This is a genomic window from Bradyrhizobium sp. th-b2 (assembly GCF_000426785.1).
GTDB classification, from domain to species: domain Bacteria; phylum Pseudomonadota; class Alphaproteobacteria; order Rhizobiales; family Xanthobacteraceae; genus Bradyrhizobium; species Bradyrhizobium septentrionale.
The window spans coordinates 113134-136248 of the sequence record NZ_AUGA01000001.1; the positions used below are offsets into that span (position 1 = coordinate 113134).

The following is a 23115-nucleotide window of genomic DNA, read 5'->3' on the forward strand; positions in this document are numbered from 1 at the left end:
CCGAGTGACGAAGAATCCTCGTCGGGTTGACACGTCAGGGTAAAGGTCGCAGACGGTCGGGACATTGCCCGAACCGATGGACCACCCCGATGACTACAGCTTCCCCAAAAGTCGCACTCGTGACCGGCGCCGCGCGCGGCATCGGGCTTGCCGCAGCGAAACGTTTTCTCGCTGACGGCTGGCGCGTCGCGCTGCTCGACATCGAGGGTGAATTGCTGGCGAGCGCCGTCGCGGCGTTGAAGCAGCCCAACAGCACGCTGGCGCTGACCTGCGACGTATCGGACGCTGACGGCGTGACCAAAGCGATGGCGGCGATCACCGGCCGTTTCGGCCGGCTCGACGCGCTGGTCAACAACGCCGGCATTGCCGTGTTCACGCCGGTGCTGGAGACCTCGGACGCCGACTGGAGCCGGATCATGGCGGTCAATCTCACCGGCCCGTTCCTGTGCACCAAGGCGGCTGCGCCCTTGATGCGCGAGCATGGCGGCGCGATCGTCAACATCACCTCGATCTCGGCGGTGCGCGCCTCGACGCTGCGCTCGGCCTACGGCACCAGCAAGGCGGGGCTTGCGCACCTCACCAAGCAGCTCGCGGTCGAGCTCGCCTCTCTTGGCATCCGCGTCAACGGCGTGGCGCCCGGGCCGGTCGAGACCGCGATGGCGAAGGCCGTGCACACGCCGGAGATCCGCGCCGACTATCACGACGCCATCCCGCTGAATCGTTACGGGCTGGAAGAGGAGCTGGCGGAAGCGATCTTCTTCCTGTGCTCGGAGCGCGCCAGCTACATCACCGGACAGATCCTCGCCGTCGACGGCGGCTTCGACGCCGCCGGCATCGGCCTGCCGACGCTGCGCGGCCGGCGGCGGAATGGGTAGCGCCTCCGCTTTCTCACCGTCACCCTGAGGAGGCTGCGCAGCAGCCGTCTCGAAGGGTCGACGGCCCCGCTCGTGACCGATTCATCCTTCGAGGCTCGCCCGGCGGCGCAAGCGCGCCGCAGGGCTCGCACCTTCAGCGACAAAGGCGAAGCCTTTGCGCGGGGATGACGGGACAGAAAGCCGCGCAGTTGGCCTAGCGGTCGTTCACTGCAACAACACGCCAAGCATTCTCAAGCCGGTCGATCCGCGTCAGGGACAGTGGATCGATCACGAACCGCAGCGCGAGCTCCGGCGCGAGATCGAGTGCGATCGCAAGCACCGCGCGGATGGTGCCGGAATGCACGACCAGCACGACATTGCCTTCCGACAGGCGCGCGAGCCCTGCCCGCGCCCGCGCAATCTGGTCGGCGAAGCTTTCGCCGCCGGGCGGCCCGTTGGTGCCCGGCGATTGCCAGAACGCACGATAGGCTGCCGCGCCGAGCTCTCTCTCGATCTCGCAGTGGCGCCGGCCGGTCCAGTCGCCAAAATCCTGCTCGCGAAAGGCGTCGTCCTCGGCTGCCGCGAGACCGAGCCGCGCAGCGGTCTCGCGGGTGCGCCGCGCCGGGCTGCAAACGGCGAAGGCGCTAGCCGGCAGCCGCGCCTGCAACGCTGCGAAGGTCGCTGCATCGCCGAGATCCGCGGGCGCATCGGGCGCGTGGATCACACCGCGCGGACCGTCGACCGGCGCGTGGCGGATCAGCCAGAGATGCGTTTCGCCGTCCATCTTCGGCTTACTCCAGCCGGGCCGCGAGCAGCACCAGGATCGCGGTCTCAGCAACCTGCTCGGCGCCGCCGAGCACATCGCCGGTCTGGCCGCCGATCTGCCGCTTGGCCAAAAGCGCCATGATCAGCGCGCTCGCGCCGGCCGCGATCGCCGCCAGCAGCGCATTGCCAAAGGGCAAGGCAAGGAGTGCGATCAGAAGCGCGATGCCGGCCGCGACCGCCGCAATCGTGCCATCGGGCCGGCCTGCATTGGCCGCGAGCCCGTCCTTGCGCGCGTAAGGCAGGCTGATCGCGATCCATGGCAGCACGCCGCGGCCAAGCGCATGCGCGGCGATCAGGGTCTGCACCACAAGACCGTTCGGAATGGCCGCGAGCGCCGCAAGCTTGGCGGCAAAGCTCACCACCAGCGCCAGCGCGCCATAGGTGCCGAGCCGGCTGTCGCGCATGATCTCGAGCTTTGCGGCCGGATCGCGGCCGCCGCCAAAGCCGTCGGCGACGTCGGCGAGCCCGTCCTCATGCAGCGCACCGGTCAGCAGCGCACCGCCACCGAGCGCAAGCGCCGCGGCAGCGAGATCCGGCACACCGATCGCCCGCAGCAGCAGGCAGAACAGGCCGATCGCCGCCCCGATGCCGGCCCCGACCAGCGGAAACAGCCGCTGCGCCCGCGCAAAACTCTCCGGCCGCGCACCGTCCGGGTGCGGCATCGGTAGCCGGGTCAGAAAGGCGGTGGCGATCCTGAGATCGTCGAGCCACTCACGCATGGTCTTGGTATTCAAAGTCCTGGCCTTCAAATTGCTCCAAACCGCGATGAGATCAGGCCGGATCGTCATCCCGTTTCAGCGTCCAGTTTGAGCATAATCTTCCCGGAAAACCGCTTCACAGCGTTCCGGATCATGCTTTAGTTTGCGGCCCGCTCGACGAGGGAATCGCATGCAGTTCAGTACTCTAGACGACATCCGCAGCTTTTGTCGCGACCTGCCCGCAGGCGACGAGGCGAGCGCTGCGGCGGCTACCCTGCGCCAGCAGAATCTGACCAAGCCGCCGGGAAGCCTCGGCCGGCTGGAAGAGGTCGCGATCTGGCTGGCGCGCTGGCAGCGGCGCGAGATCCCCCGGCTCGACCAGGTCACCATTGCCGTGTTCGCCGGCAATCACGGCATCGCCGAGCGCGGCGTTTCGGCCTTTCCCTCTGAAGTAACCGCGCAGATGGTAGCGAATTTCGCCGCGGGAGGCGCGGCGATCAACCAGATCGCAAAACTTGCCGGCGCCGCGCTGCGCGTCGAGCCGCTCGAGCTTAAGCGCCCGACCCGCGATTTCACCATGGCGCCGGCGATGGATGGCGCCGATTTCCTGGTCGCGCTCGACACCGGCTGGCGCACGGTGCCCGAGCAATGCGACCTCCTGGTGGTCGGCGAGATGGGCATCGCCAACACCACCGTGGCCGCGACGCTGTGCGCGGCATTGATGGGCGGGCGCGGCGCGCGCTGGGCCGGCCGCGGCACCGGCGTCGACGATGCCGGCCTGCTGCGCAAGCGCACGGTGATCGACACCGCGCTGAAACTGCATCGCAACCTCCTCGACGATCCCTTGGCTGTCGCAGTCGCGCTCGGCGGGCGCGAGCTCGCAGCGATCGCAGGCGCCGTGCTGGCGGCACGGGCAAGATCGATCCCGGTGCTGCTCGACGGCTTCGTCGCGACATCGGCGGTGCTGCCGCTGGCGCGGCTTGCGCCCGACAGCCTCGCGCATTGCCGCGCCGGGCATGTGTCGGCCGAACTCGGCCACCGCGAATTGCTGCGCGAGCTCGCGCTCGCTCCCCTGCTCGATCTCGAGATGCGGCTCGGCGAGGCCTCCGGCGCGGGCGTGGCGATCCTGCTGCTGCGCGCCGCACTCGCCTGTCACGGCGGCATGGCGACCTTTGCCGAGGCCGGCGTTTCCGGCGCGGACTGAAGCCGGGGGATAGCGGCACAGTTCCTTCAAAAAGCCGGTGCATACCGCTGATGCGGGGCACAATCTTCGCGTGCGCAGCATGACCACTGTGCGCGGAAGGCCTAACCTGCGTGCCGGCGGGCGCCGGCCGGCGCCTCGGGCCATGCTGAAACCAGAATCCGGGGAGAATCACGTCATGTCGGGTGTTCTCATCAATCTGATCATTCAAATCATCAGCGGAGCCGTCGGCGGCAATGTCGCGGCGGGAGCGGCCAAGAACATCGATCTCGGCACGCTCGGCAACACCATCGCCGGCGCCATCGGCGGCGGCGCCGGCGGACAGCTGCTGGGCATGCTGATCCCGCTGCTCGCCAATTCAGGCGCGGCGCCTGACATCGGCAGCATCATCGGACAGGTCGCCGGCGGCGGCGTTGCCGGCGCGGTGCTCACTGCGATCGTGGGCGTGCTCAAGAACCGGGCAGCCTGAATCGACTGCCGTCGCGGAGCGGGCATCGGTCTTGACGATGCCCCATTCCGGCGCGAGCCTTGAGCTATCCGATGCGGCGGAACCTTGATCGCATCGGCGGCAGGGATCGCGTTCATGAAGGCACTTGTCGCGGCGGCAGCTCTCTGCGCAACGGTTTCCTGCGCACAAGCCGACGTTCGCATCCTTGCCAGCCCCGGCGGGCAGGTCGGCCCATTCATCGAACTGTTCGACAAGGTGCGCGAGTCCGGCGAGCGCGTGGTGATCGACGGGCCGTGCCTGTCGGCGTGCACGCTGGTGCTCTCGATGGTGCCGGGCGACCGCATCTGCGTGACGCGCCGCGCGGTGCTCGGCTTTCATGCCGCGCGCTCGATCGACCAGCGCGGCCGGACCTATGCGGAGCCGGAAGCCTCCGTCGCAGTCCTGGAAGCCTATCCGGCGCCGGTGCGCAGCTGGATCGTGCGCCGCGGCGGCCTGACCTCACGCCTGCTGCTGCTGCGCGGCCGCGAGCTCGCGGCGATCTATCCGCGGTGCAGGCGAGAATCTGTAGCTTGCAGAGTGGGCAAAGGCACGTCTGCGTCATGCCCACTCCGCGAACCCAAACCCGTCATCCTGAGGTGCGAGCCCTTGCGAGCCTCGAAGGATGCACGGCCACCAGCCGGGCCGTCGATCCTTCGAGGGCCGCTGAAGAAGCGGCCACCTCCAGCGACAACGGCGAAGCCGTTGCGCGGGGATGACGGTCCAACCACGTCGTGTACGCCCTACATCTGCTGCGGGCAGTTCACCATCCAGGGGATGCCGAACTGATCGACGCACATGCCAAAACCGTTGGAGAAGAAGGTCTTGCCGAACGGCAGGGTGACCGTGCCGCCTTCGGACAGCGCCTTGAAGCGGCGTTCGCCCTCGGCAGGATCATCGACCTGAAGCGCGACGTGGAAGCCCTGCGGCTTCTGGAAGTGGCCGGGCGGGGCGTCGGAGGCCATGATGATCTCGCCGTCGATCGTGAGGCGGGCGTGCATGATCTTGTCCTTCCAGCCGGGCGGCGTCTGCATCTCCGCATTGCCCTCGCCGTAAGGGAAGGTCTCCTCGATCCGCGCGCCGAGAACCGTCTGGTAGAATTTCAGCGCGGCGTCGCAATTGCCGTCGTAGGAAAGATAGGGGTTGACCTGCATGACATGCTCCCTGTGATAGATTCTCGTTTTGACGCGTTTTCTTCACGCAAACCGGTAACCGCTTCGTTCGAAAACGCTCTCTATTTTTCCGTCAGCTTCTTCAGATTGGCGAGACCGATCTCGAAATCCCTGCCGATCATGCGATCCAGGTTCATGAACACCTGCATCACCTTCGACATGAAGACGGCCGGACCATACATGGTCCATGTGACGCTGGTCGCATCTCCCTGCGGCAGCATTGTGAACTCGGCGGTGTTGTGGCCCTCGAACGGCTTGATGAAGTCGAGCTTGATGACGATCTTCGACGCCGCGGAGGACTGCAGGATCTCCATCCGGCCGGCGCCGACATTCTTGTTACCATCCCAGGCATAGACGGCACCCTGCCCGCGCTCGGCGCCGCTATAGATGCGCTTCATGTCCGGATCCCGGTTCTCGTAGGGCGACCACACCGTCCACTGATGGAAATCGTTGATCAGCGGAAACACCCGCTCCGCCGGCGCGTCGATACTGATCGCACGCGTCACCCGAAGCGTGCCCGGCTTGGTCACCACGAGGATCAGGATGACGGCAATCGCGAGCGCGAGGATGATAGCGATGATGGCAATGGTCTCGAACATGACAGTCTCCAGGTGGATAAATTAAAACGATAGCTCAGCGGCGAAACGGAAGCATTGCGCGCAGATTGCCGTCGCGCAGATAGAGCCCGCCCCACACCATCAGGCCGAGATAGAGCCCGAACAGCGTGTGGGTGAACAGCGGACTATCGATCCGCACATGGGAGGCGATGGCGCCGCCGAGGTAGCCGGTGAGCAGGATGGCGCCGAGGATCGAGGTCGGCGGCACCGAATACAGCAGCGTGCAGACGATGGTGATGATGCCGAGGCTGCGCGCCAGCGTATCGCTCGCGCCGTAACCCATCTTGTCCATAGTCTCGGTAACGACCGACAGCGGCACCAGCTTGATCGCGCCGTCGAACAGCAGGAACAGGACGACCACGCCGCTCATAACGCGGCCGGTGATGCGGGCGGGCTTTGAGATTTCGGCGTCGACGATCGTCGGCATGGCTTGCTCCCCAAGGTGTGGTGATGCTCTGCCTTCATGACGAACGGAGTGATGCGCGGCCGACAGGGGCGGTGAAGATTTTTCTGGGAGAGCGCGATGAGATGCGGTCATATCGCGACCGCGGCGGGACTGCGCCTCCCTCTCCCGCTTGCGGGGGAGGGCTGGAGTGGGGGTCTCACCACGAGTCCTATTGTGGTGAGAGCCCCCACCCGTATCGCATCTACGATGCGATACGACCTCCCCCGCAAGCGGGAGAGGTGCAGCGTGCGTGCGGCGATGTGGATGAAACTACTTCGCCTTCACATTGCGCGGCTTGCTGTCGCGCATCAGGCGGTCGATGTGCATGCGGATGTGGGCGGCTTCGGCGGTGGTGTTGGCGAGCGCGATGGCGCGGTCGAAGGCGACGTGCGCTTCGTCGTTGCGGCCGAGCTGCATTAGGAAGGCGCCACGCACGCCGAAATAATGGAAGTAGTTGGACAGCCGCGGCGCCAGCGGCTCGATCATCTCGAGCGCGGCCTCCGGCCCCTTCACCTTGGAGACCGCAACCGCGCGATTGAGCGTGATCACCGGCGACGGCTGCATGACCTCGAGCGCGCCGTACAGCAGATCGATCTGGGTCCAGTCGGTATCCTCGGGCTTTTCGGCGCGGGCGTGCAGCGCTGCGATCGCCGCCTGCACCTGGTAGGGCCCGCTGCGGCGGTGGCGCATCGCCTTGTCGATCAAGGCGAGGCCCTCGGCGATCAGCTTCTGGTTCCACAGGCTGCGGTCCTGGTCGTCGAGCAGGATCACCTGGCCGTCGGCGTCGAAGCGCGCGGCGGCACGGGCATGCTGCAGCAACAATAGCGCCGTCAGCCCCATGATCTCCGGCTCGCTCTGGAACAGCCGCAGCAGCAGGCGGGCCAGCCGGATCGCCTCCTCGCACAGCGGCGAGCGGATTTCGGCGGTGTCGCCGCTCGCCGAATAGCCCTCGTTGAAGATCAAATAGACCATCGCCGCGACCGAGACCAGCCGCTCGCTGCGCTCGACCGCACCCGGCGTTTCGAACGGCACGTTGGCATCGGCGACGCGCGTCTTGGCCCGCGTGATGCGCTGCTCCATCGCGGCTTCCGAGACCAGGAAGGCGCGCGCGATCTGCTTCACCGACAGGCCGGAGACGATGCGCAGCGCCAGCGCGATCTGCTGCGTCGCCGGCAGATCCTTGTGACAGCAGATGAACAGCAGCCGCAAAATGTCGTCGCGGTAATGCGAGCCGTCGAGCCGCTCGGCGATCTCGTCCTCGGTGTCATCAAGGTCGGAGATCGCCTGGTCGTCGTCGGGCAGCGGCTCCTGCTTTTTGCTGCGCCTGATATCGTCGATCGCGACGTTACGGCCAACCATGATCAGCCACGCCGCGGGATCGCGCGGCGGGCCGTTCTGCGGCCAGCTCTTCAGCGCCCGCAGGCAGGCGTTCTGAAAGGCCTCCTCGGCGGTATCGAGATTGCGGAAGTAGCGCAGCAGTGCGCCAACCGCCTGGGGACGCGCCGACGTCAGCGCGGCATCGATCCAGGCGGCGTCGGTCATGCTCACGCTTTTGGACTCCCCTGATTGAAGTAGCCGACCGGGCGGATCTCATAGGTGCCGCCCGGATTGGCCTCGCCAAGGTCGCGTGCGATGTCGAGCACCTCGTCGAGGTTCTTGCCCTCGACCAAATAGAAGCCCAGCAGCTGTTCCTTGGTTTCGGCGAACGGGCCGTCCAGCACGACCGGCGGGTTTTCCTTGCGCAGCGTGGTCGCGGCGGTGGTCGGCAGCAGCCGGGCCACTGGGCCGAGCCGGCCCTGCTTGGCGAGCTTGTCCTGCACCACGGACAGTTTCTGCATGACCGAGGCGTCGTGCTCCTTGCTCCAGGAACCGACCATGTCTTCGTCATGATAGCAGAGGATGGCGTACAGCATCGAAAAGGCATCTCCGTTCATTGCAAGAACGAACGATTATGCCCGCTGCCGACAGGGGGAGCGAAAGAAATTTAGGTTCCGGATATCGGCGATGGATTTCGCCGAAGCTGCATGGCGAGCCGCGACCGACCAAAGCCGAGGCACGGCGATGGCGCGTGAGGTCACCACCGTGACGATCATGCTGCGATTACCAGGTGACGCCGTAGCGGGCAGCGATCCGGCGCGCCTTGGCTTCGTCGCTCTCGCGGCGGCGGGCATGGCTCTTGTTCACAGGCCGGGACGCCTGCTGCCGGGGGGCCTCGGCCGACTGGGCCTGCGACGGCGCCGGCTGGGAGTCGGCCTGAGATGCAGCAGCGGCCGGTCGCGCCTGGGCGGGCGCATCCGCGGCGGCGAGCACGAGGCCGCGGCTCTGACCGGCATGGGCAGTGGTGAGCGAGGCCAGGATGAAAGCCGGGATCAGGATCAGTTTGCGCATGGAAGTTCTCCCCTGTTGGTGGCAGGAGACTGGGGGCGGGCCGGACCCGCTCTGTGATGCATATCACAATGACGTTGGAGGTATCTGGATGGGTAATGGCGTACTCGCGCTGCTGATCAATGGCGGCTCGGAAAACTGGTCGTCGGCGCGCTGGAAGGCGCGGTTCGACACCGTCTGCCCGGACCGCCGCGTGGTGCTACTGCCGGACGGCACGCTCGATGCGGCCGAGGTGCACTATGCCGCGGTATGGAAGCCGAAGCCGGGCGAGCTTGCCGCGTTCAAGAATCTGCGCGTGATTTTCAATCTCGGCGCCGGGGTCGATGCGCTGATGGCCGACCGCTCGCTGCCCGAGGTGCCGCTGGTGCGGGTCGCGGTCGGCGATCTCACCGACCGCATGACCGAATATGTCGTGCTGCATGTGCTGATGCATCACCGCCAGGAGCTTTACTTGCGGGAGTCACAGCGGCTGAAGCGCTGGGCGCCGAAATATCAATGGGCGGCGGGCGCGATCACCGTCGGCATCATGGGGCTTGGCACGCTCGGCGCCGCCGCGGCGCATGCGCTGCGCGCGCTCGGCTTCCGCGTCGTTGGCTGGAGCCGCAGCGAGAAGCGGATCGACGGCATCGCCTGCCACCACGGCACTGAGGGGCTGGATGCGTTCCTGCGCGAGACCAACATCCTGGTCTGCCTGCTGCCGCTGACGCCGGACACAAGGCACGTGCTGGACCGCGACGTGTTCGCGAAGCTCAATCGTAGCAGCCCGCTCGGTGCGCCCGTCATCATCAATGCCGGCCGCGGCGGCTTGCAGAACGAAACGGACATTTTGCGCGCGCTCGACGACGGTACGCTGGGCGCCGCCTCGCTCGACGTCTACGAGAGCGAGCCGCTGCCCGAGGCGAGCCCGATCTGGAGCCATCCCAAGGTGGTGCTGACGCCGCACAACGCCGCCGACACCGACGCCGACGAGATCTCGAAATACGTCGCGCAGCAGATCGCGCGCTTCGAGGCCGGCGGCGCGCTGGAGAACCTGGTCGATCGGACGCGGGGATATTGAGACATCGTCGTCCCGGGCAAGCGAAGCGCGACCCGGGACCCATAACCACAGGCGTTCGTGATCAAGAAAGCTGTGGCCCCCCAGCTTACCATAACAACGACAAACCGTGGTTATGGGTCCCGGCTTTCGCCGGGACGACAGGTGGTGAGGGCGCTCGTCAGCCCATCCCCGCGACAATCTCGGCGAGCCGGTCGTAGGCGGGCTCGACGCCCTTCTCGAGGCCGGAATTGAGATGGCCGTCGCGCGCCTCCTTGGTGGGATGGCGGATGGTGGTGGTCAGCGTGGTCGTGCCGGCCTCCTCGACGAAGGTCGAGGTGACCAGATATTCGTCGCTGGTGAAGCCCGGCATCGAGAAGGTCTCGCCGAAGGCGATGCGATCCGGGCGCGCGACCTCGCGGAAGGTGCCGGTGAGGACGTGCTCGATACCGTCAGACGAACGGAACACGTAGCGATAGCGGCCGCCGACGCGCAGGTCGACCTCGCAAACCGGCATCGCCATCTCCTCGCAGCCGAGCCAGCGAACCAGATATTCCGGCTTCGTCATCGCATCGAACACCAGGTGCCGCGGCGCGTCGAACTGGCGCGTCATGGCGAACTCGACATCCGACGGGGTGGTGATCCTCAGCGTCTTATCCACGCGTGCGTCCACGTTGCTTCTCCTTTACTCTGACTTTACGGGTGCTGCGCGGCGGGGCCTTGGTGGCCTCCTCCGCCTTCATCTCCTCGAGCAGGCCGTCGAGGCGGTTGAAGCTCTCGTCCCAGAAGCGGCGGAAATTTCCGAGCCAGAAATCGACCTTCTTGAACTGGTCGGGCGCGATGCGGCACGGCCGCCACTGCGCCTCGCGCCCGCGCGCGATCAACCCGGCATGCTCGAGCACCTTCAGGTGCTTGGAGATCGCCGGCAGGCTCATGTCGAACGGCTTTGCCAGTTCCATCACCGAGGTCTCGCCGAGCGCGAGCCGCGCCAGGATCGCGCGCCGGGTTGGATCGGCCAGCGCCGCGAAGGTCGAACTGAGGGGGTCGGGCGGCATCTACTTAGCTCATCGGTTAAATAACCTTTGGGTTAAGTACGACCAAACAGCGCCCGCGTCAACGGCGGATTTTCCGCTGACGCAGGCGTGAGTGGTTCAAGACTTGCGCGCGAAGGTGACGTGCGTGGCGTACGGGCTCGCGACGTGCGAGACGACGGCATAGCCGAGACCAGGCAGATCGAGGCCTGCGAACAGGCTTTCACCGGCGCCGAGCACGACCGGCGGCAACACCAGCTGCAATTCGTCGAGCAGACGCGCCTGCAGGAATTGCCGCACCACCGAGACGCCGCCGACGACGCGAATGTCCTTGTCCCCCGCAACCCCGCGCGCCCGCTCCAGTGCGGCAAGCATGCCATCGGTCACGAAGTGGAAGGTGGTGCCGCCTTCCATCTCGATGTCGGGCCGCGCATGATGGGTCAGCACGAACGTCGGCGTGTGATACGGCGGATTGTCACCCCACCAGCCCTTCCAGGAATCATCCGGCCACGGCCCGCGGATCGGGCCGAACATGTTCCGCCCGAGGATCCAGGCGCCGATACCCTCCATCGACTTGCGCGCGATCTCGTCGTCGAGTCCGGTCGTCCCGCCGTCCTGGCCGATCATTGCGCGAAAGGCGCGCGTCTCGAACAACCAGGAGGCGGGCAGCGCCAGGCCGCCCTCCCCGAATGGATGTTCGAGGCTCTGGCGCAGCGCCGCGCCAAATCCGTCGATCGAGACCGTGAATACTGAAGTCCTGACTTTTCCCATGACATTCCGCTTCCGTGGTTGAGAGACCTTACGGAGGACGGGCGGGAAAACCAGCACCCGACATTTGGTGCGGAGGAATTTCGCGAGCCGCTATTTCGGCCCGCACATCACGTCGACAGCCCCCTTCACGATCGCCTCGAGCTCCTTGCGCGGCACGCGCGCGCGGGCACGGATCGCAATGGTGTGGATGGTGGCGGAGGCGAGATGCGCCAGCGCGGCCGGATCGGCGCCGTCAGCCAGCTCGCCGCGCTCCTTGGCGTGGCGGAAGCAGATGCCGAACGCCTTGTCGAGCTCGGTCAGGCCCTCCACCACCATGCTGCGGATGCCCGGATCCGACACCGCCTCAGACGCCGCGGTCATCACCGTGAAGCAGCCGCGCGGGCCGGACTCGCCGGAGAGATAGATGTCGAGCGCGATGCGGTAGATGCGCTCGAGCCGCTCGCGCAGCGGTGCCTCGGCGCGGAAGATGTCGACCATCGCGGCGCGCGCGTCGTCGCGATAACGCTGGTAGCTCTTGATGTAGAGCTCGCGCTTGTCGCCGAACGCGCCATAGAGGCTCGGCCGGTTCATGCCGGTCGCAGCACTGAGATCATCGAGCGAGGTCGCGGCAAAGCCGTCGCGCCGGAACAGATCGAGCGCCTTGCCGAGCGCGACATCCGGCTCATAGGCGCGCGGCCGTCCGCGGCGCTTCGGTGCGACCGGTGCCTCGATTTTGGCAGCAGATGGCGGCTTCTTACTTTTTTGTACCATTTCGCATTAAATTCCTTGACGCCACTAATATTATCCAAGACAGTACAAAAATCAACAACGGCCGGGACACCCGTGCCAGACGCCCCAAGGAGGCACAAATGGACCTTTATTTCTCGCCGCTTGCCTGCTCGATGGCGACCCGCGTCGCGCTCTATGAGGCGGGCCAGCCGGCCAACTATCTCGAGGTCGATCCGAAGACCAAGCAGGTGCGCAACGACGGCTCCGACTTCAACAAGGTCAATCCGCTCGGCCTGGTGCCGACGCTGCGCACCGACGACGGCGTGGTGCTGACGGAGAACGCCGCGATCCTGCAATATGTCGCCGACCAGTTCCCGCGCGCCGGCCTCGGCACCGCATCGAATGCCGAGCGGTCACGGCTGCATCAATGGCTGTGCTTCATCGGCACCGAGCTGCACAAGGGCCTGTTCCTGCCGCTGCTCGACAAGAAGGCGCCGCCGGACGCCAAGAGCTACGCGCTGGAGAAATACGTCTCGCGGCTCGACCATGTCGAGAACCATCTGAAGGGCCGCGACTATTTGCTCGATCATTTCAGCGTCGCCGACGCCTATCTCGTCACGGTCATCAACTGGACCATGGCGACGCCGCCGATCGAGCTTTCGAAATGGCCGGCACTGAAGGCCTATTACGAGCGACTGCGGACGCGGCCATCGGTCGCTAAGGCGGTCGCGGAGGAGTTCGAGCTCTACAAGGCCGAGATCGCGCGGCATAAGGCGGCGGCGTAAGGATTGACGCACAAGGTGTAGCGGCTCCCGGATGGGGCCGTTCACCCTTCGAGGCTCGCTCCGCTCGCACCTCAGGGTGACGGAGATGGAACTGAGCTCGGCTGCAATTCGAGCCGCTCGCGAACATCTATCACCGTCATGCTGAGGTGCGAGCGCAGCGGCGCGTTTGCGCCGCTCCGCAAGCCTCGAAGCACGACGGCCCTGCTGTAGCGATATCCGGCTAGAACGGACTGTCCCCCAGTCCCGGCACATCGGCCGGACGCGGGCCGGGAGCGGGCCAGTGGAAGCGGCGGTCCTTTTCCAATATCGCGATGTCGTTGATCGAGGCCTCGCGGCGGCGCATCAGGCCGTGCTCGTCGAACTCCCACTGCTCGTTGCCGTAGGAGCGAAACCAGTTGCCGCCGGCATCGTGCCATTCGTACTGGAAGCGCACCGCGATGCGGTTGCCGTCGAACGCCCAGAGATCCTTGATCAGGCGATATTCCAGCTCCTTCTCCCATTTGCGGGTCAGGAAGGCCACGATCGCCTCGCGACCCCCGAACACCTCGGAGCGGTTGCGCCAGCGGCTGTCCTCGGTATAGGCGCCGGCAACCCGAACCGGGTCGCGCGAATTCCAGGCATCCTCCGCCATGCGCGCCTTTTGCGCGGCGGTCTCGCGGGTGAAAGGTGGCAGCGGCGGGCGTGACATCGGCGATCCCTCGCGGTTGTTTGTCGCGCAAATCTATCGCCGCGCCGCGCAGAGTCGATGGGGCATTTGCTATCGGTCAATAGTTAGGCCATATCGGCCTTCATCAGTGTGCGGATGCTCTTCGGTATAGGCTGTGCCCTGCCCTGACTGACGAAGGCAACGCGCACCTGCGCCTTCACGAGCACGTCATCGCCGCGCCTGACCTCCTGCGCGAGCATGATCGAGGCGCCCTTCACCGCGATCGGCCAGGTCACGACGTCGAGCATGTCGTCCATCCGCGCGGGCTTGAGGAAGTCGAGCGTCATCGAGCGCACGACAAAGGCGAAGCCGCCGGTTTCTTCCTGTGCCTCCTCGAACAGCGCGTTCTGTTCGGCGCCCATCAACCGGAGATGATTGGTGCGTCCGCGCTCCATGAAGCGCAAATAATTGGCGTGGTAGACGATGCCGGAAAAGTCGGTGTCCTCGTAATAGACACGGACCTGCATATGGTGGCGGCCATCGCGGATCGCGCCGTCGATATGGGGTAAGGTCATCTGGAAAACTCTCGCTCAGTACCTCCGCGACCGTCGAGAACGCGAACGATCACGATCCGATCCATCCCACCAGATAGAATGCAATGTAGCCCTCGATCAACCGCCCACGTAACGACGGCCGCAACCAACTTCGATTGCCTCATCGTGCAACGAACACGGAACCATCCGTGCTTCACTCCGACTTGTCGATATTCCAGAAGATCGGCGTGGCAGGGCCGTCAAGCACGCCCGAGAGCGATTTTCGCCACGCGCCGACCCCGCGCCACTGCCCGAGGGGGACATAGATCACCTGATCATAGACGACCGCCTGGATATCTGCGGCGATCTTCTTCTGCTCGGCCGGCGTGGATGCACGCACGAACTGGTCTTTCAGACCTTCAAGCCGGACCGATTCCGGCCAACCAAACCAACCACCGTTCCTGCCTCGACCGTTGACCAATATGTTGACGACGGGGTCCACCACATCGGCAATGATGAAGTTGGTGAAAAACAAGTTCCAACCGCCCTCTTTGGGCGGCTTCTGGCTGGCGCGACGGGAGACCACCGTTTGCCAATCGGTCGCCTGGAGGTCCACGTTGAAACCGGCCCTACGCAGCAGTTGCGCCGCGACGATCGGCTGTGCCTTGAAAACCAGGACGTCACCGGGAGCCATGATCACAACAGGCGTACCGTCGTAGCCGGACTCGGCAAGCAGCTTGGCCGCTTCTGCGAGACCATTGCCTTTCACCAGCGATTCCGAACCGGTGTCGGTGGCCAGCGGCGTGTCACAACCGAAAACCGCGCCACATACCCGGTAGTATTCTGAATTGCCGACCAATGCGTCCAGCACGTCCTTCTGGTTCAGCGCCAGCAACGCCGCGCGGCGCACCAGGACGTTATCGAACGGCGGGTAAAGAAAGTTCATGCGCCCGACGATCTGGAAGCCATGCTTGTCCAGGGTTTCAAGCTTCAAGTCCTTGTTGGCAGCCAACTTCGTTACGAGATCGAAGGGGATATTCTCCACGAAGTCGATGTCGCCGGATTGCAGCGCGTTCACGGCGGTCTGTGCATCCGGCATCCTGATCCATTCGACCCGATCGACCTTCACGACCTTGCCGCCCGACGTCCAGTTCGGCGGCTCCTTGCGCGGCACGTAGTCGGTGTTTTTCTCATAGATGGCCTTTACGCCGGGCTGGAATTCGGACTGAACAAACTTGAAGGGACCGGAGCCGACCTGCTCCTTGATTTGCTGGCCCGGCGGGGTTTCAGCCAGACGCTTGGGCATCATGAACGGAACAATCGACGAAGGCTTTCCAATCGATTCCAGCACTAACCCGTAAGGCTCTTTCAGTTTCAGCGTGATGGTTCTGTCGTCAGTCGCCTCAATGCTGGCCGTGAAGTCCATCAGCGTCTGGCCCATGGTCTCGTTCTTGCTCCAGCGCTTGAGCGACGCAACGCAGTCTTCCGCGGTGACCGGGCTGCCATCATGCCATTTCAGTCCGTCGCGGAGAGTGAAGGTGTAGGTGAGCCTGTCGTCGGAGATCTTCCAATCCGCCATCTGAGGCTGGATCTTGAAGTTGGAGTCGGTGGCGAGCAAAGTGTCAAAGATCATGTAGCCGTGATCGCGCGTGATATACGCCCCGGTGAAGCTTGGGTCGAGGATGCGCAGATCGGAATGCATCACCGCAATGAGAGTCTTCGCATGCACTTGCGACGAGATTGGTTGCGCCGAAGCGAACACTGCCGACAAGGCGCCGACTGACACCACAGTGCAAAGTTTTCGACATGATATCTGAAGCATTGGATGTCTCCTGATATCGGCTGGTCAAATCCTCAAATTCGGGCTGAGCTGAGCGTGCAGGCTTGATACGGCGGCGGAGCACCGCACCAGCGACCACATGCAGAGATCTCCGCCCGGCACCTTATCCGCAATCATCCCTCGGGTGCCGCGCTGGACGGCGCTCATTGCGCCGCGAGCGGAATGAGTACCCATGAGCCGACCTTGTCGATCGACTGCGATTATTTCATCCCCGCCTGCTGCAATCCCTTGAAGAGTTCATTCAATGTACTCTGAAACGCCAGATGCTGATTTGGAATTTCCTGGGAATAGATGTCGCGGATACGCGCCAGTGTGTAACCCGGCAGCGCGCTGTTGAAATCATTCAGCTCGTCGACCGCTTCGGTTTGCTTTCCGGCCAGCGCAAAGGCGCTCACCAAATGCGCGCGACTGAACCAAACCGTGCGTCTCTCCTCAACCGCCCTACGAAGCCAGACAATTGCGTCGTCGTAGTTTCCCATCGCGAAGTACGCGCGCCCCAGGACCCAGGAAAATACACTCCTGGCAGGATCGCGAGGACTGAGTCTGATCGCCTTCAACACCAGCGGAGGCGCTTCCTTGGGACGCCCCGTCAGGACAAGTTGATTGGCCTTTTGAGCATATGCGAGGGCAAGATTTGGATCGAGGGCAAGCGCCCGTTCGAAAGCATCCAGGGCTCCTTGATGATCCCCCTTCGCACGGCGAATAAAGCCATCATCCATGTGGCTCAGAGCAATGGTCGGGTCGAGACTGAATGCCTGTTGCAGCGCATGCTCGGCCTGGTTCAGCAGCTCAATGCGTGCGTTGGAATCCTTTCCAGCAGCCTCATTCCAGCGATTCAAATAGTCACGCATCAAGACATCTGCCAGTTGGCTCCAGGCGATGGCCGATTGCGGGCTGAGCTGCAGAGAATCCTGAAGATACTTGCGTGCGATAAGATTGTGCTGCGGAGTAATCGATTCAATGAGAATAGCCATGGCTCGTAACCTCATATCAATCGCATTGGAATCTCCCGACCGATTACGTCGGCGGCTCTCGGCCTTGACCAGTTGAAGTCCGAGTGACGATGCGATTCGGCCAGTTACAACTTCCTGCAATTCGAAAAGGTCTGTAACATCAGTATCAAATTGATCCGCCCAAATGGCCGTGGCGGAACGCGCATCTACCAGATGCGCGTTAGCTTGCACCTTGGTACCGACTTTCCGGATGCTGCCTTCCAAGAGATATCGAACGTCGCAGTCCAGTCCGATCTGTCGAGGGTCGATATCTTTCCCTTTGTAAGTGAAAGCCGTCGCACGCGCAATCACCACAGTATCAGCCAAGCGGGAGAGGTGCGTGGTTAGATCATCAGTGACCGCGTCGGCGAAATAGCCCTCCTGCGGATCATTGCTCATGCTGCGAAACGGCATCACCATGATGGACGCTTGAGCAGACTGCGCTTTTTGGCCATGCCAAAACGGCACTGTGCCTGCAAACATCGCGATGGCTAATAAGACTGCAAATGCAGCGACCACCGGACGACGCATCGGAGGAAGCGCGATAACTCGGCGCGCGGCGAGACGCATTCGCCCCAGGAGGGATTTGTCTTGCTCTTGGGCCTGGGTGACCCGAAAGACCTGAATCGGAGGGTCAATGTTCTTGAGCCGGTGACGGCCCCTGTCCTCAAATGCGAGGTCCGGATGACCCAGGAGCTGATCCCGAACAGTATTGGTAACAAATAGCTCGCCCGGCTCGGCGAGAGTCTCTAGCCGAGCTGCAATATTGACGCTGTTTCCGTAGATGTCGCGCTCGTCGAAAATGACGTCACCGGCATTTACGCCGATGCGCATTTGGAAGCGGCGCTCGGGAGCGGCACCGACATTGCGCTGGCTCAATTCCTGCTGAATTTCGATACCGCAATGCACGGCATCCAGAGCGCTGCCGAATTCGACAAGCAATCCATCGCCGCTGGATCGGATAAGACGACCACCGTGCTCGGAAATTTTGGGTTCGATCAGGCCGCCGAAACATTCGGCCAGCATCACGTGTGTGGCGTCCTCGTCGGTCGACATAAGCCGACTGTAGCCAACGACATCCGCCAGCAGGACGGCTGTCATCCTGCGTTTCACAGGGCACCTCCTTCCCGCTGCATCGGGGCTTAATGTTTTTACAGGAGCGGGCAGCTGTTGTCACGCGCCGAGGTCGGCGTGGCTGCACAACACCCGTTTGGGTGACGAACGCGCGTACCTCGCTAAAGGATGCCGCGTTTCAAGGCACTTCCCATGCAGCCTGATCTCCAAACGCCGACATCCGCGCCTTTATGAGTGCACGGCCGGGCTCGTCAGGAAACCACCGGCCCCTTGGCGCCGAGCGTCACCTGCACGACCTCGGGCGGCACGCCGAGGCGGAACGGCATGATGCTGCAGCCGAGGCCGCCGGAGACGACGACGTCGCATTTCAGCTTCAGATGGCCATAGGCGAGCCGCATGCCGTGCTTGACCGGCACCGCCGGCGACCAGCCGAGCAGCCGGACCTGGCCGCCATGGGTGTGGCCGGACAGCTGCAGCGCGACGCGCGAGGGCACGCGGAGCGCAACGTCGGGCTCATGCGCGAGCAGGATCACCGGCGCGTCGTCGGTGACCTTTGCAAGCGTCGCGTTGAGATCGTCGACGCCGATGCGGGTGACCTGGCGATAGTGCCGCGCCGGCAAATAGGCGAGCTGGTCGCCGAGGCCGGCGAGCCAGAACGCACGGCCGTCCTTGACGAGCCGCACCGCATCGTTCTCGTAGACCGGGATGCCCGCCCGCTCCAGCGCACGGCGCGCGACCGGCGTGCCCTGCCCCAAACGCTGTACCGCCTTGTCCTCCCAATAGTCGTGATTGCCGAGCACGGCATGCACGCCGAGCGGCGCCTTCAGGCCCTTCAGCACCGCAGCCCATTCGGAGGCCGGAATGAAGCGGGTGACGTGGCGCAGCCCCGCGACATAGTCGCCGAGCAGCACGATGATGTCGGCGTTGAGCGCATTGGTGCGCTCGACGATTGTCTCGATACGATCGAGCGACATCCAGGGATCGCAGGCGTGGATGTCGGCGAGCACGGCAATCTTGAGCGGAAAGTCCGCCGGCCATTGCCGCGGCGACAGATCGTAACGCGTGAGCGTGAGCCGGGCGACCGGCTCGCTCAGGCCGTAGGCCGCGGTCGAGGCGGTGACGGCGGTCAATCCGCCGAACCCGCGAAGCAAATGACGACGTGAAATCATGGACGTTGGATCGGTGATGCCTGACGCTTCCTGGAAACGCTCCGACCAATCATAAGCCCTTTGATTGGAGCGGAATTGGGCCGCGTTTGTGCAGACGGCCTGCAGAGACCTCGCAACGGTTAGCGGGCAAGGTTACCGGCAGCACGATGCACTGCATCAACACGTCTTTTCACGACTTCGGGAGCAGCTCAGTCCTCGTCGCCATTGTTGCCGAACAGGCCGAACTGCGAGGGATCGCGGTTCGGCTCGGCGAGGCCGAGATGACGGAAGGCGTGCGAGGTCAGCAGCCTTCCGCGCGGGGTGCGCTGCAAATAACCGCACTGGATCAGATAGGGCTCGATGATGTCCTCGATCGCATCGCGCGGCTCCGACAGTGCCGCTGCCATGGTCTCGACGCCAACCGGTCCGCCGCCATAGTTCAGGGCGATGGTGGTCAGATAGCGCCGGTCCATCGCGTCGAGCCCGGCACTGTCGACCTCGAGCGCACTCAGCGCGCGGTCGGCGATGCCGCGATCGATGGCGTCGGCGTCCGCCGCGGAGGCAAAGTCGCGCACCCGGCGCAGCAGGCGGCCGGCGATGCGCGGCGTGCCGCGGGCGCGGCGCGCGATCTCGTTGGCGCCGTCAGGGCTCATGCCGATGTTGAGCACGCGGGCGCCGCGGGTGACGATCTTCTCCAGCTCGTCCTCGGTGTAGAAATTGAGCCGGATCGGAATGCCGAAGCGGTCGCGCAGCGGATTGGTGAGCAGCCCCGCGCGCGTCGTCGCGCCGACCAAAGTGAATTTCGACAGCTCGATCTTCACCGAGCGCGCCGCCGGACCTTCGCCGATGATCAGGTCGAGCTGGAAATCCTCCATCGCGGGATAGAGCACTTCTTCCACCGCCGGACTCAGGCGATGGATCTCATCGATGAACAGCACGTCGCGCTCTTCCAGATTGGTCAGCAGTGCCGCGAGATCGCCGGCCTTCGCAATCACCGGACCCGAGGTGGCGCGGAAGCCGACGCCGAGCTCGCGCGCGACGATCTGCGCCAGCGTGGTCTTGCCGAGGCCGGGGGGACCGACGAACAGCACATGATCGAGCGCCTCGCCGCGCTTCTTCGCGGCCTCGATGAAGATCGAGAGATTCTTGCGCGCCTGGGCCTGGCCGACGAATTCCGTCAGCGACTGCGGACGCATCGCACTGTCGCCGACATCATCGGAGCGGCGTTCGGGCGAGACCATGCGCGACGGCGTGTTCACTTCGACAATTCCTTAAGCCCCAGCCGGATCAGCTGCGCGGTCTCGGCCTGCTCACCGGCGCTGCGCGAGGCGGCGGCGATGGCGGCGGCGGCCTGCGGCTGGCCGTAGCCGAGATTGACCAGCGCGGAGATCGCGTCCGTCACCGGACGCGGCGCGCGGTTGTTGTCGATCGCGCCCGACAGCTGCACCACCGCGGGATCGACATCGGCGAAGCCCGGCGCCTTGTCCTTCAATTCGCTGACGATACGCTCGGCGACCTTCGGCCCGACCCCCGGCGTGCGCGCCACCGCCGCCTTGTCGCGCAGCGCGATCGCGTTGGCGAGATCGGTCGGTGGCAGCGTGCCGAGCACCGCGAGCGCGACCTTGGCGCCGACGCCCTGCACGGTCTGCAACAGGCGAAACCATTCGCGCTCGAGATCTGAGCGGAAGCCGAACAGCTTTATTTGATCCTCGCGGACATAGGTCTCGATCGAGAGCACGGCCGCTGCGCCCGGCGACGGCAGCGCCTGCAACGTGCGGCTGGCGCAATGCACCTGATAGCCGACGCCGCCGACGTCGAGGATCACGTAATCCTCGCCATAGGAGTCGATCAGGCCCTTGAGCTTGCCGATCATGAGGACCACCCGGACTCAACGGCCGCGCGGTGTTCGAGTTTTTCCAAATCCGTGAGGGAGGCACCGGCGGAAGGGTTCCCTCCCCCCTTGCGGGGGAGGGTTAGGGAGAGGGATGCCGCTTGCTCGGTTGGCTGACGCAGAGCAAAGGCAACACTCACATGTCGAATGATCGTCTCACGAACTTGGTTGGCGCATCTTCGCTGCATCTCATGGGCCGTCGCCCGGGGCTTACCCCTCTCCCCAACCCTCCCCCGCAAGGGGGGAGGGAGCCCGATCAGCGCGCCATCCTCACATTGCGTGATCATAGGCTTGCCACCCTGAGCCGCAGCGCGGTGCTCTGGCGGTGATGGGCGTGGGTGATCGCGACCGCCAGCGCGTCGGCGGCGTCGGCGGATGGCGGCTCGGCCTTCGGCAGCAGTATCTTCAGCATCACCTGGATCTGGTTCTTCTCGGCATGCCCGGCGCCGACCACGGTCTTCTTGACCTGGTTCGGCGCGTATTCGGCGACCGAGATACCAAACATTGCGGGCGCCAGCATGGCGACCCCGCGGGCCTGACCGAGCTTCAGCGTGGCGACGCCGTCCTTGTTGACAAAGGTCGCCTCGACCGCCGCCTCCGCCGGCTTGTAGTCGCCTAGCACTGCGGCAAGCCCCTCATGGATCGCGAGCAGCCGGCTCGCCAGCGGCAGATTGTCCGGCGGTTCGACCGAGCCGCAGGCGATATAGACCAGACGGTTGCCTTCGGTCTCGATCACCCCCCAGCCGGTGCGGCGGAGACCCGGATCGATACCGATGATGCGGACGGGAGAGCGAATCGGCTGCGATGTCATGGGGTAGTGATACCGCCTGCGCCGGGAGAACGAAACACAAACGGAGGTTCATCCCCTGCCGCGGCCGTTGTAGTCGGCCTCGCTTGTCATCCCCGCGAAAGCGGGGATCCAGTACGCCGCGGCTTCTCGGTTCAAACGCAGGTCTCTGGAATCCTGGATCGCCCGGTCGAGCCGGGCGATGACAGTGGAGTTTTGAGCGACGAACGAGCCCTTACCCACCCATCTTCGCGATCAGCGCGTCGGACACCTCGAAATTGGCGAACACGTTCTGCACGTCGTCGTGCTCGTTGAGCAGGTCCATCAGCTTCAGCAGCTTTTCGCCGGTCTCGTCGTCGACCGCGACGGTGTTTTGCGGCTTCCAGGTCAGCGCCGCCTTGCGCGGCTCGCCGAACTTCGCCTCCAGCGCCTTTGCGACTTCGCGGAAGGTGTCCTGCGAGGCGTAGACCTCGTGACCAGATTCGCTGGAAACCACGTCGTCGGCTCCGGCCTCGATCGCGGCGTCCAGCATGGCGTCGTCGGAGGCGACCTTGGCGTCGTATTCGATGATGCCGGTGCGGTCGAACATGAAGGCGACCGAGCCGGTTTCGCCGAGATTGCCGCCCGACTTGGTGAAGAAGGAGCGGATGTCGGAGGCGGCGCGGTTGCGGTTATCGGTCAGCGCCTCGACGATGACGGCGACGCCGCCGGGGCCATAGCCCTCGTAACGGATCTCGTCATAGTTCTCGCCCTCATTGCCCGCGGCCTTCTTGATCGCACGATCGATATTGTCCTTGGGCATGTTCTCGGCGCGGGCCGCGACCACGGCGGCACGCAGGCGCGGGTTCATCGCAGGGTCCGGGGTGCCGAGCTTGGCCGCCACGGTGATTTCGCGGGCCAACTTGCCGAAAAGCTTCGACTTCTGGGCATCCTGCCGGCCCTTGCGGTGCATGATGTTCTTGAATTGGGAATGGCCGGCCATGCGACGTCTCTTCGAAAGCGTAGGGTCTGACGGGTGGAAAACGCGGCCTTATAGGCCCCTGGCGGTCAAAATCAAAGATCGGCGGGGGCGGTCCGGCCCCGGAATACTACCGCAAGCCGGAATATGAGGCACTTGTTAACCATGACTTCACGCCCGGATGCGAGGATCGCCCCGTCCCGCCGCAACTCCAAGGCAACTTCCAACAGCCCCCAC

Annotated in this window: 26 protein-coding genes and 1 pseudogene; 6 read left to right on the forward strand and 21 right to left on the reverse strand. The window is 64.5% G+C overall.

Annotated elements, in window-relative coordinates; translation table 11 throughout:
* Positions 1-89 precede the first annotated feature (89 nt).
* The gene (locus K359_RS0100495) at positions 90-875 is read left to right on the forward strand and encodes an SDR family NAD(P)-dependent oxidoreductase (RefSeq protein WP_029077565.1); all 786 of its coding nucleotides are present in this window, start codon (positions 90-92) and stop codon (positions 873-875) included.
* Between the two features lie 193 nt (positions 876-1068).
* Here the strand turns inward: K359_RS0100495 and K359_RS0100500 are convergent, their stop codons facing one another.
* Positions 1069-1638: a histidine phosphatase family protein gene (locus tag K359_RS0100500; protein WP_029077566.1), complete on the reverse strand. Its 570-nt coding sequence runs from the start codon at positions 1636-1638 to the stop codon at positions 1069-1071.
* 7 nt (positions 1639-1645) lie between these two features.
* Entirely contained in the window at positions 1646-2413 is a 768-nt protein-coding gene (gene cobS, locus K359_RS0100505) for an adenosylcobinamide-GDP ribazoletransferase (RefSeq protein WP_245284481.1), read from the reverse strand.
* 154 nt (positions 2414-2567) lie between these two features.
* Between cobS and cobT the strand changes: the two genes are divergently transcribed.
* The 3 genes and pseudogenes from cobT to K359_RS50795 all read left to right on the forward strand — a co-directional run.
* Positions 2568-3581 carry a nicotinate-nucleotide--dimethylbenzimidazole phosphoribosyltransferase gene (gene cobT, locus K359_RS0100510; RefSeq protein WP_029077568.1) on the forward strand — a complete coding sequence of 338 codons (1014 nt, stop codon included), beginning with the start codon at positions 2568-2570 and terminating at the stop codon, positions 3579-3581.
* A 175-nt stretch (positions 3582-3756) separates the two neighbouring features.
* Entirely contained in the window at positions 3757-4047 is a 291-nt protein-coding gene (locus K359_RS0100515) for a hypothetical protein (RefSeq protein ID WP_029077569.1), read from the forward strand.
* A gap of 114 nt (positions 4048-4161) precedes the next feature.
* Positions 4162-4581: pseudogene (locus K359_RS50795) on the forward strand (hypothetical protein); the annotation flags it as partial.
* A gap of 224 nt (positions 4582-4805) precedes the next feature.
* Here K359_RS50795 and K359_RS0100525 read toward each other — a convergent pair.
* The 6 genes from K359_RS0100525 to K359_RS0100550 all read right to left on the reverse strand — a co-directional run bounded on the left by K359_RS0100525 (position 4806) and on the right by K359_RS0100550 (position 8684).
* Positions 4806-5216: a VOC family protein gene (locus K359_RS0100525; protein WP_029077570.1), complete on the reverse strand. Its 411-nt coding sequence runs from the start codon at positions 5214-5216 to the stop codon at positions 4806-4808.
* Positions 5217-5296: 80 nt separating this feature from the next.
* Entirely contained in the window at positions 5297-5833 is a 537-nt protein-coding gene (locus tag K359_RS0100530) for an SRPBCC family protein (RefSeq protein ID WP_029077571.1), read from the reverse strand.
* 34 nt (positions 5834-5867) lie between these two features.
* Positions 5868-6278, reverse strand: a complete 411-nt coding sequence (locus K359_RS0100535; protein WP_029077572.1) for a DoxX family protein — start codon at positions 6276-6278, stop codon at positions 5868-5870.
* Positions 6279-6566: 288 nt separating this feature from the next.
* Positions 6567-7844, reverse strand: a complete 1278-nt coding sequence (locus K359_RS0100540; protein ID WP_029077573.1) for an RNA polymerase sigma factor — start codon at positions 7842-7844, stop codon at positions 6567-6569.
* Complete coding sequence (locus K359_RS0100545) at positions 7841-8209, reverse strand: YciI family protein (RefSeq protein WP_029077574.1); 369 nt, start codon at positions 8207-8209, stop codon at positions 7841-7843. Before K359_RS0100545 ends, K359_RS0100540 begins: the two co-directional genes overlap by 4 nt.
* Before the next feature lie 187 nt (positions 8210-8396).
* Positions 8397-8684: a hypothetical protein gene (locus K359_RS0100550; RefSeq protein ID WP_029077575.1), complete on the reverse strand. Its 288-nt coding sequence runs from the start codon at positions 8682-8684 to the stop codon at positions 8397-8399.
* 88 nt (positions 8685-8772) lie between these two features.
* On the opposite strand from K359_RS0100550, the gene K359_RS0100555 reads away from it, so the two are divergent.
* Positions 8773-9738 carry a glyoxylate/hydroxypyruvate reductase A gene (locus K359_RS0100555; protein ID WP_029077576.1) on the forward strand — a complete coding sequence of 322 codons (966 nt, stop codon included), beginning with the start codon at positions 8773-8775 and terminating at the stop codon, positions 9736-9738.
* Between the two features lie 157 nt (positions 9739-9895).
* Here the strand turns inward: K359_RS0100555 and K359_RS0100560 are convergent, their stop codons facing one another.
* The 4 genes from K359_RS0100560 to K359_RS0100575 all read right to left on the reverse strand — a co-directional run bounded on the left by K359_RS0100560 (position 9896) and on the right by K359_RS0100575 (position 12266).
* Entirely contained in the window at positions 9896-10375 is a 480-nt protein-coding gene (locus K359_RS0100560) for an SRPBCC domain-containing protein (RefSeq protein WP_029077577.1), read from the reverse strand.
* Positions 10368-10769, reverse strand: coding sequence for a metalloregulator ArsR/SmtB family transcription factor (locus tag K359_RS0100565; protein WP_029077578.1), 402 nt, complete (start codon positions 10767-10769; stop codon positions 10368-10370). The genes K359_RS0100560 and K359_RS0100565 overlap by 8 nt, the downstream gene beginning before the upstream one ends.
* A gap of 96 nt (positions 10770-10865) precedes the next feature.
* Complete coding sequence (locus K359_RS0100570; RefSeq protein ID WP_029077579.1) at positions 10866-11516, reverse strand: dihydrofolate reductase family protein; 651 nt, start codon at positions 11514-11516, stop codon at positions 10866-10868.
* Between the two features lie 90 nt (positions 11517-11606).
* Positions 11607-12266, reverse strand: a complete 660-nt coding sequence (locus K359_RS0100575) for a TetR/AcrR family transcriptional regulator (RefSeq protein WP_029077580.1) — start codon at positions 12264-12266, stop codon at positions 11607-11609.
* A gap of 98 nt (positions 12267-12364) precedes the next feature.
* On the opposite strand from K359_RS0100575, the gene K359_RS0100580 reads away from it, so the two are divergent.
* Complete coding sequence (locus tag K359_RS0100580) at positions 12365-13009, forward strand: glutathione binding-like protein (protein WP_029077581.1); 645 nt, start codon at positions 12365-12367, stop codon at positions 13007-13009.
* A 220-nt stretch (positions 13010-13229) separates the two neighbouring features.
* Here K359_RS0100580 and K359_RS0100585 read toward each other — a convergent pair whose 3' ends face one another.
* The 9 genes from K359_RS0100585 to K359_RS0100630 all read right to left on the reverse strand — a co-directional run bounded on the left by K359_RS0100585 (position 13230) and on the right by K359_RS0100630 (position 22902).
* Positions 13230-13697 (reverse strand): nuclear transport factor 2 family protein, encoded by a 468-nt coding sequence (locus tag K359_RS0100585; RefSeq protein ID WP_029077582.1) that lies wholly within the window; start codon positions 13695-13697, stop codon positions 13230-13232.
* Between the two features lie 83 nt (positions 13698-13780).
* Entirely contained in the window at positions 13781-14230 is a 450-nt protein-coding gene (gene ybgC / locus K359_RS0100590; RefSeq protein WP_029077583.1) for a tol-pal system-associated acyl-CoA thioesterase, read from the reverse strand.
* 172 nt (positions 14231-14402) lie between these two features.
* Complete coding sequence (locus tag K359_RS0100595; RefSeq protein WP_029077584.1) at positions 14403-16010, reverse strand: ABC transporter substrate-binding protein; 1608 nt, start codon at positions 16008-16010, stop codon at positions 14403-14405.
* Between the two features lie 218 nt (positions 16011-16228).
* On the reverse strand, positions 16229-18121 hold the full coding sequence (locus K359_RS0100600; protein ID WP_029077585.1) for an adenylate/guanylate cyclase domain-containing protein: 1893 nt from the start codon (positions 18119-18121) through the stop codon (positions 16229-16231).
* A 224-nt stretch (positions 18122-18345) separates the two neighbouring features.
* Complete coding sequence (locus K359_RS0100605; protein ID WP_029077586.1) at positions 18346-19263, reverse strand: metallophosphoesterase; 918 nt, start codon at positions 19261-19263, stop codon at positions 18346-18348.
* A 188-nt stretch (positions 19264-19451) separates the two neighbouring features.
* The gene (ruvB, locus tag K359_RS0100610) at positions 19452-20501 is read right to left on the reverse strand and encodes a Holliday junction branch migration DNA helicase RuvB (RefSeq protein ID WP_029077587.1); all 1050 of its coding nucleotides are present in this window, start codon (positions 20499-20501) and stop codon (positions 19452-19454) included.
* Positions 20498-21115 carry a Holliday junction branch migration protein RuvA gene (gene ruvA, locus K359_RS0100615; protein WP_029077588.1) on the reverse strand — a complete coding sequence of 206 codons (618 nt, stop codon included), beginning with the start codon at positions 21113-21115 and terminating at the stop codon, positions 20498-20500. Before ruvA ends, ruvB begins: the two co-directional genes overlap by 4 nt.
* 301 nt (positions 21116-21416) lie before the next feature.
* On the reverse strand, positions 21417-21944 hold the full coding sequence (gene ruvC, locus K359_RS0100620) for a crossover junction endodeoxyribonuclease RuvC (RefSeq protein ID WP_029077589.1): 528 nt from the start codon (positions 21942-21944) through the stop codon (positions 21417-21419).
* A gap of 211 nt (positions 21945-22155) precedes the next feature.
* The gene (locus K359_RS0100630; protein ID WP_029077590.1) at positions 22156-22902 is read right to left on the reverse strand and encodes a YebC/PmpR family DNA-binding transcriptional regulator; all 747 of its coding nucleotides are present in this window, start codon (positions 22900-22902) and stop codon (positions 22156-22158) included.
* Positions 22903-23115: the final 213 nt, after the last annotated feature.

What these genes read in the sequence shown, in the direction of transcription:
- K359_RS0100580 (WP_029077581.1), top strand. Translation starts at nt 12,365, where the DNA reads ATGGACCTTTATTTCTCGCCGCTTGCCTGCTCGATGGCGACCCGCGTC.
- K359_RS0100545 (WP_029077574.1), bottom strand. Translation starts at nt 8,209, where the DNA reads ATGCTGTACGCCATCCTCTGCTATCATGACGAAGACATGGTCGGTTCC.
- K359_RS0100535 (WP_029077572.1), bottom strand. Translation starts at nt 6,278, where the DNA reads ATGCCGACGATCGTCGACGCCGAAATCTCAAAGCCCGCCCGCATCACC.
- K359_RS0100575 (WP_029077580.1), bottom strand. Translation starts at nt 12,266, where the DNA reads ATGGTACAAAAAAGTAAGAAGCCGCCATCTGCTGCCAAAATCGAGGCA.
- K359_RS0100585 (WP_029077582.1), bottom strand. Translation starts at nt 13,697, where the DNA reads ATGTCACGCCCGCCGCTGCCACCTTTCACCCGCGAGACCGCCGCGCAA.
- K359_RS0100565 (WP_029077578.1), bottom strand. Translation starts at nt 10,769, where the DNA reads ATGCCGCCCGACCCCCTCAGTTCGACCTTCGCGGCGCTGGCCGATCCA.
- K359_RS0100600 (WP_029077585.1), bottom strand. Translation starts at nt 18,121, where the DNA reads ATGACAGCCGTCCTGCTGGCGGATGTCGTTGGCTACAGTCGGCTTATG.
- K359_RS0100555 (WP_029077576.1), top strand. Translation starts at nt 8,773, where the DNA reads ATGGGTAATGGCGTACTCGCGCTGCTGATCAATGGCGGCTCGGAAAAC.
- K359_RS0100500 (WP_029077566.1), bottom strand. Translation starts at nt 1,638, where the DNA reads ATGGACGGCGAAACGCATCTCTGGCTGATCCGCCACGCGCCGGTCGAC.
- K359_RS0100515 (WP_029077569.1), top strand. Translation starts at nt 3,757, where the DNA reads ATGTCGGGTGTTCTCATCAATCTGATCATTCAAATCATCAGCGGAGCC.
- K359_RS0100495 (WP_029077565.1), top strand. Translation starts at nt 90, where the DNA reads ATGACTACAGCTTCCCCAAAAGTCGCACTCGTGACCGGCGCCGCGCGC.
- K359_RS0100630 (WP_029077590.1), bottom strand. Translation starts at nt 22,902, where the DNA reads ATGGCCGGCCATTCCCAATTCAAGAACATCATGCACCGCAAGGGCCGG.
- ybgC (WP_029077583.1), bottom strand. Translation starts at nt 14,230, where the DNA reads ATGACCTTACCCCATATCGACGGCGCGATCCGCGATGGCCGCCACCAT.
- K359_RS0100595 (WP_029077584.1), bottom strand. Translation starts at nt 16,010, where the DNA reads ATGCTTCAGATATCATGTCGAAAACTTTGCACTGTGGTGTCAGTCGGC.
- ruvA (WP_029077588.1), bottom strand. Translation starts at nt 21,115, where the DNA reads ATGATCGGCAAGCTCAAGGGCCTGATCGACTCCTATGGCGAGGATTAC.
- K359_RS0100570 (WP_029077579.1), bottom strand. Translation starts at nt 11,516, where the DNA reads ATGGGAAAAGTCAGGACTTCAGTATTCACGGTCTCGATCGACGGATTT.
- cobT (WP_029077568.1), top strand. Translation starts at nt 2,568, where the DNA reads ATGCAGTTCAGTACTCTAGACGACATCCGCAGCTTTTGTCGCGACCTG.
- ruvC (WP_029077589.1), bottom strand. Translation starts at nt 21,944, where the DNA reads ATGACATCGCAGCCGATTCGCTCTCCCGTCCGCATCATCGGTATCGAT.
- K359_RS0100530 (WP_029077571.1), bottom strand. Translation starts at nt 5,833, where the DNA reads ATGTTCGAGACCATTGCCATCATCGCTATCATCCTCGCGCTCGCGATT.
- K359_RS0100550 (WP_029077575.1), bottom strand. Translation starts at nt 8,684, where the DNA reads ATGCGCAAACTGATCCTGATCCCGGCTTTCATCCTGGCCTCGCTCACC.
- K359_RS0100605 (WP_029077586.1), bottom strand. Translation starts at nt 19,263, where the DNA reads ATGATTTCACGTCGTCATTTGCTTCGCGGGTTCGGCGGATTGACCGCC.
- K359_RS0100525 (WP_029077570.1), bottom strand. Translation starts at nt 5,216, where the DNA reads ATGCAGGTCAACCCCTATCTTTCCTACGACGGCAATTGCGACGCCGCG.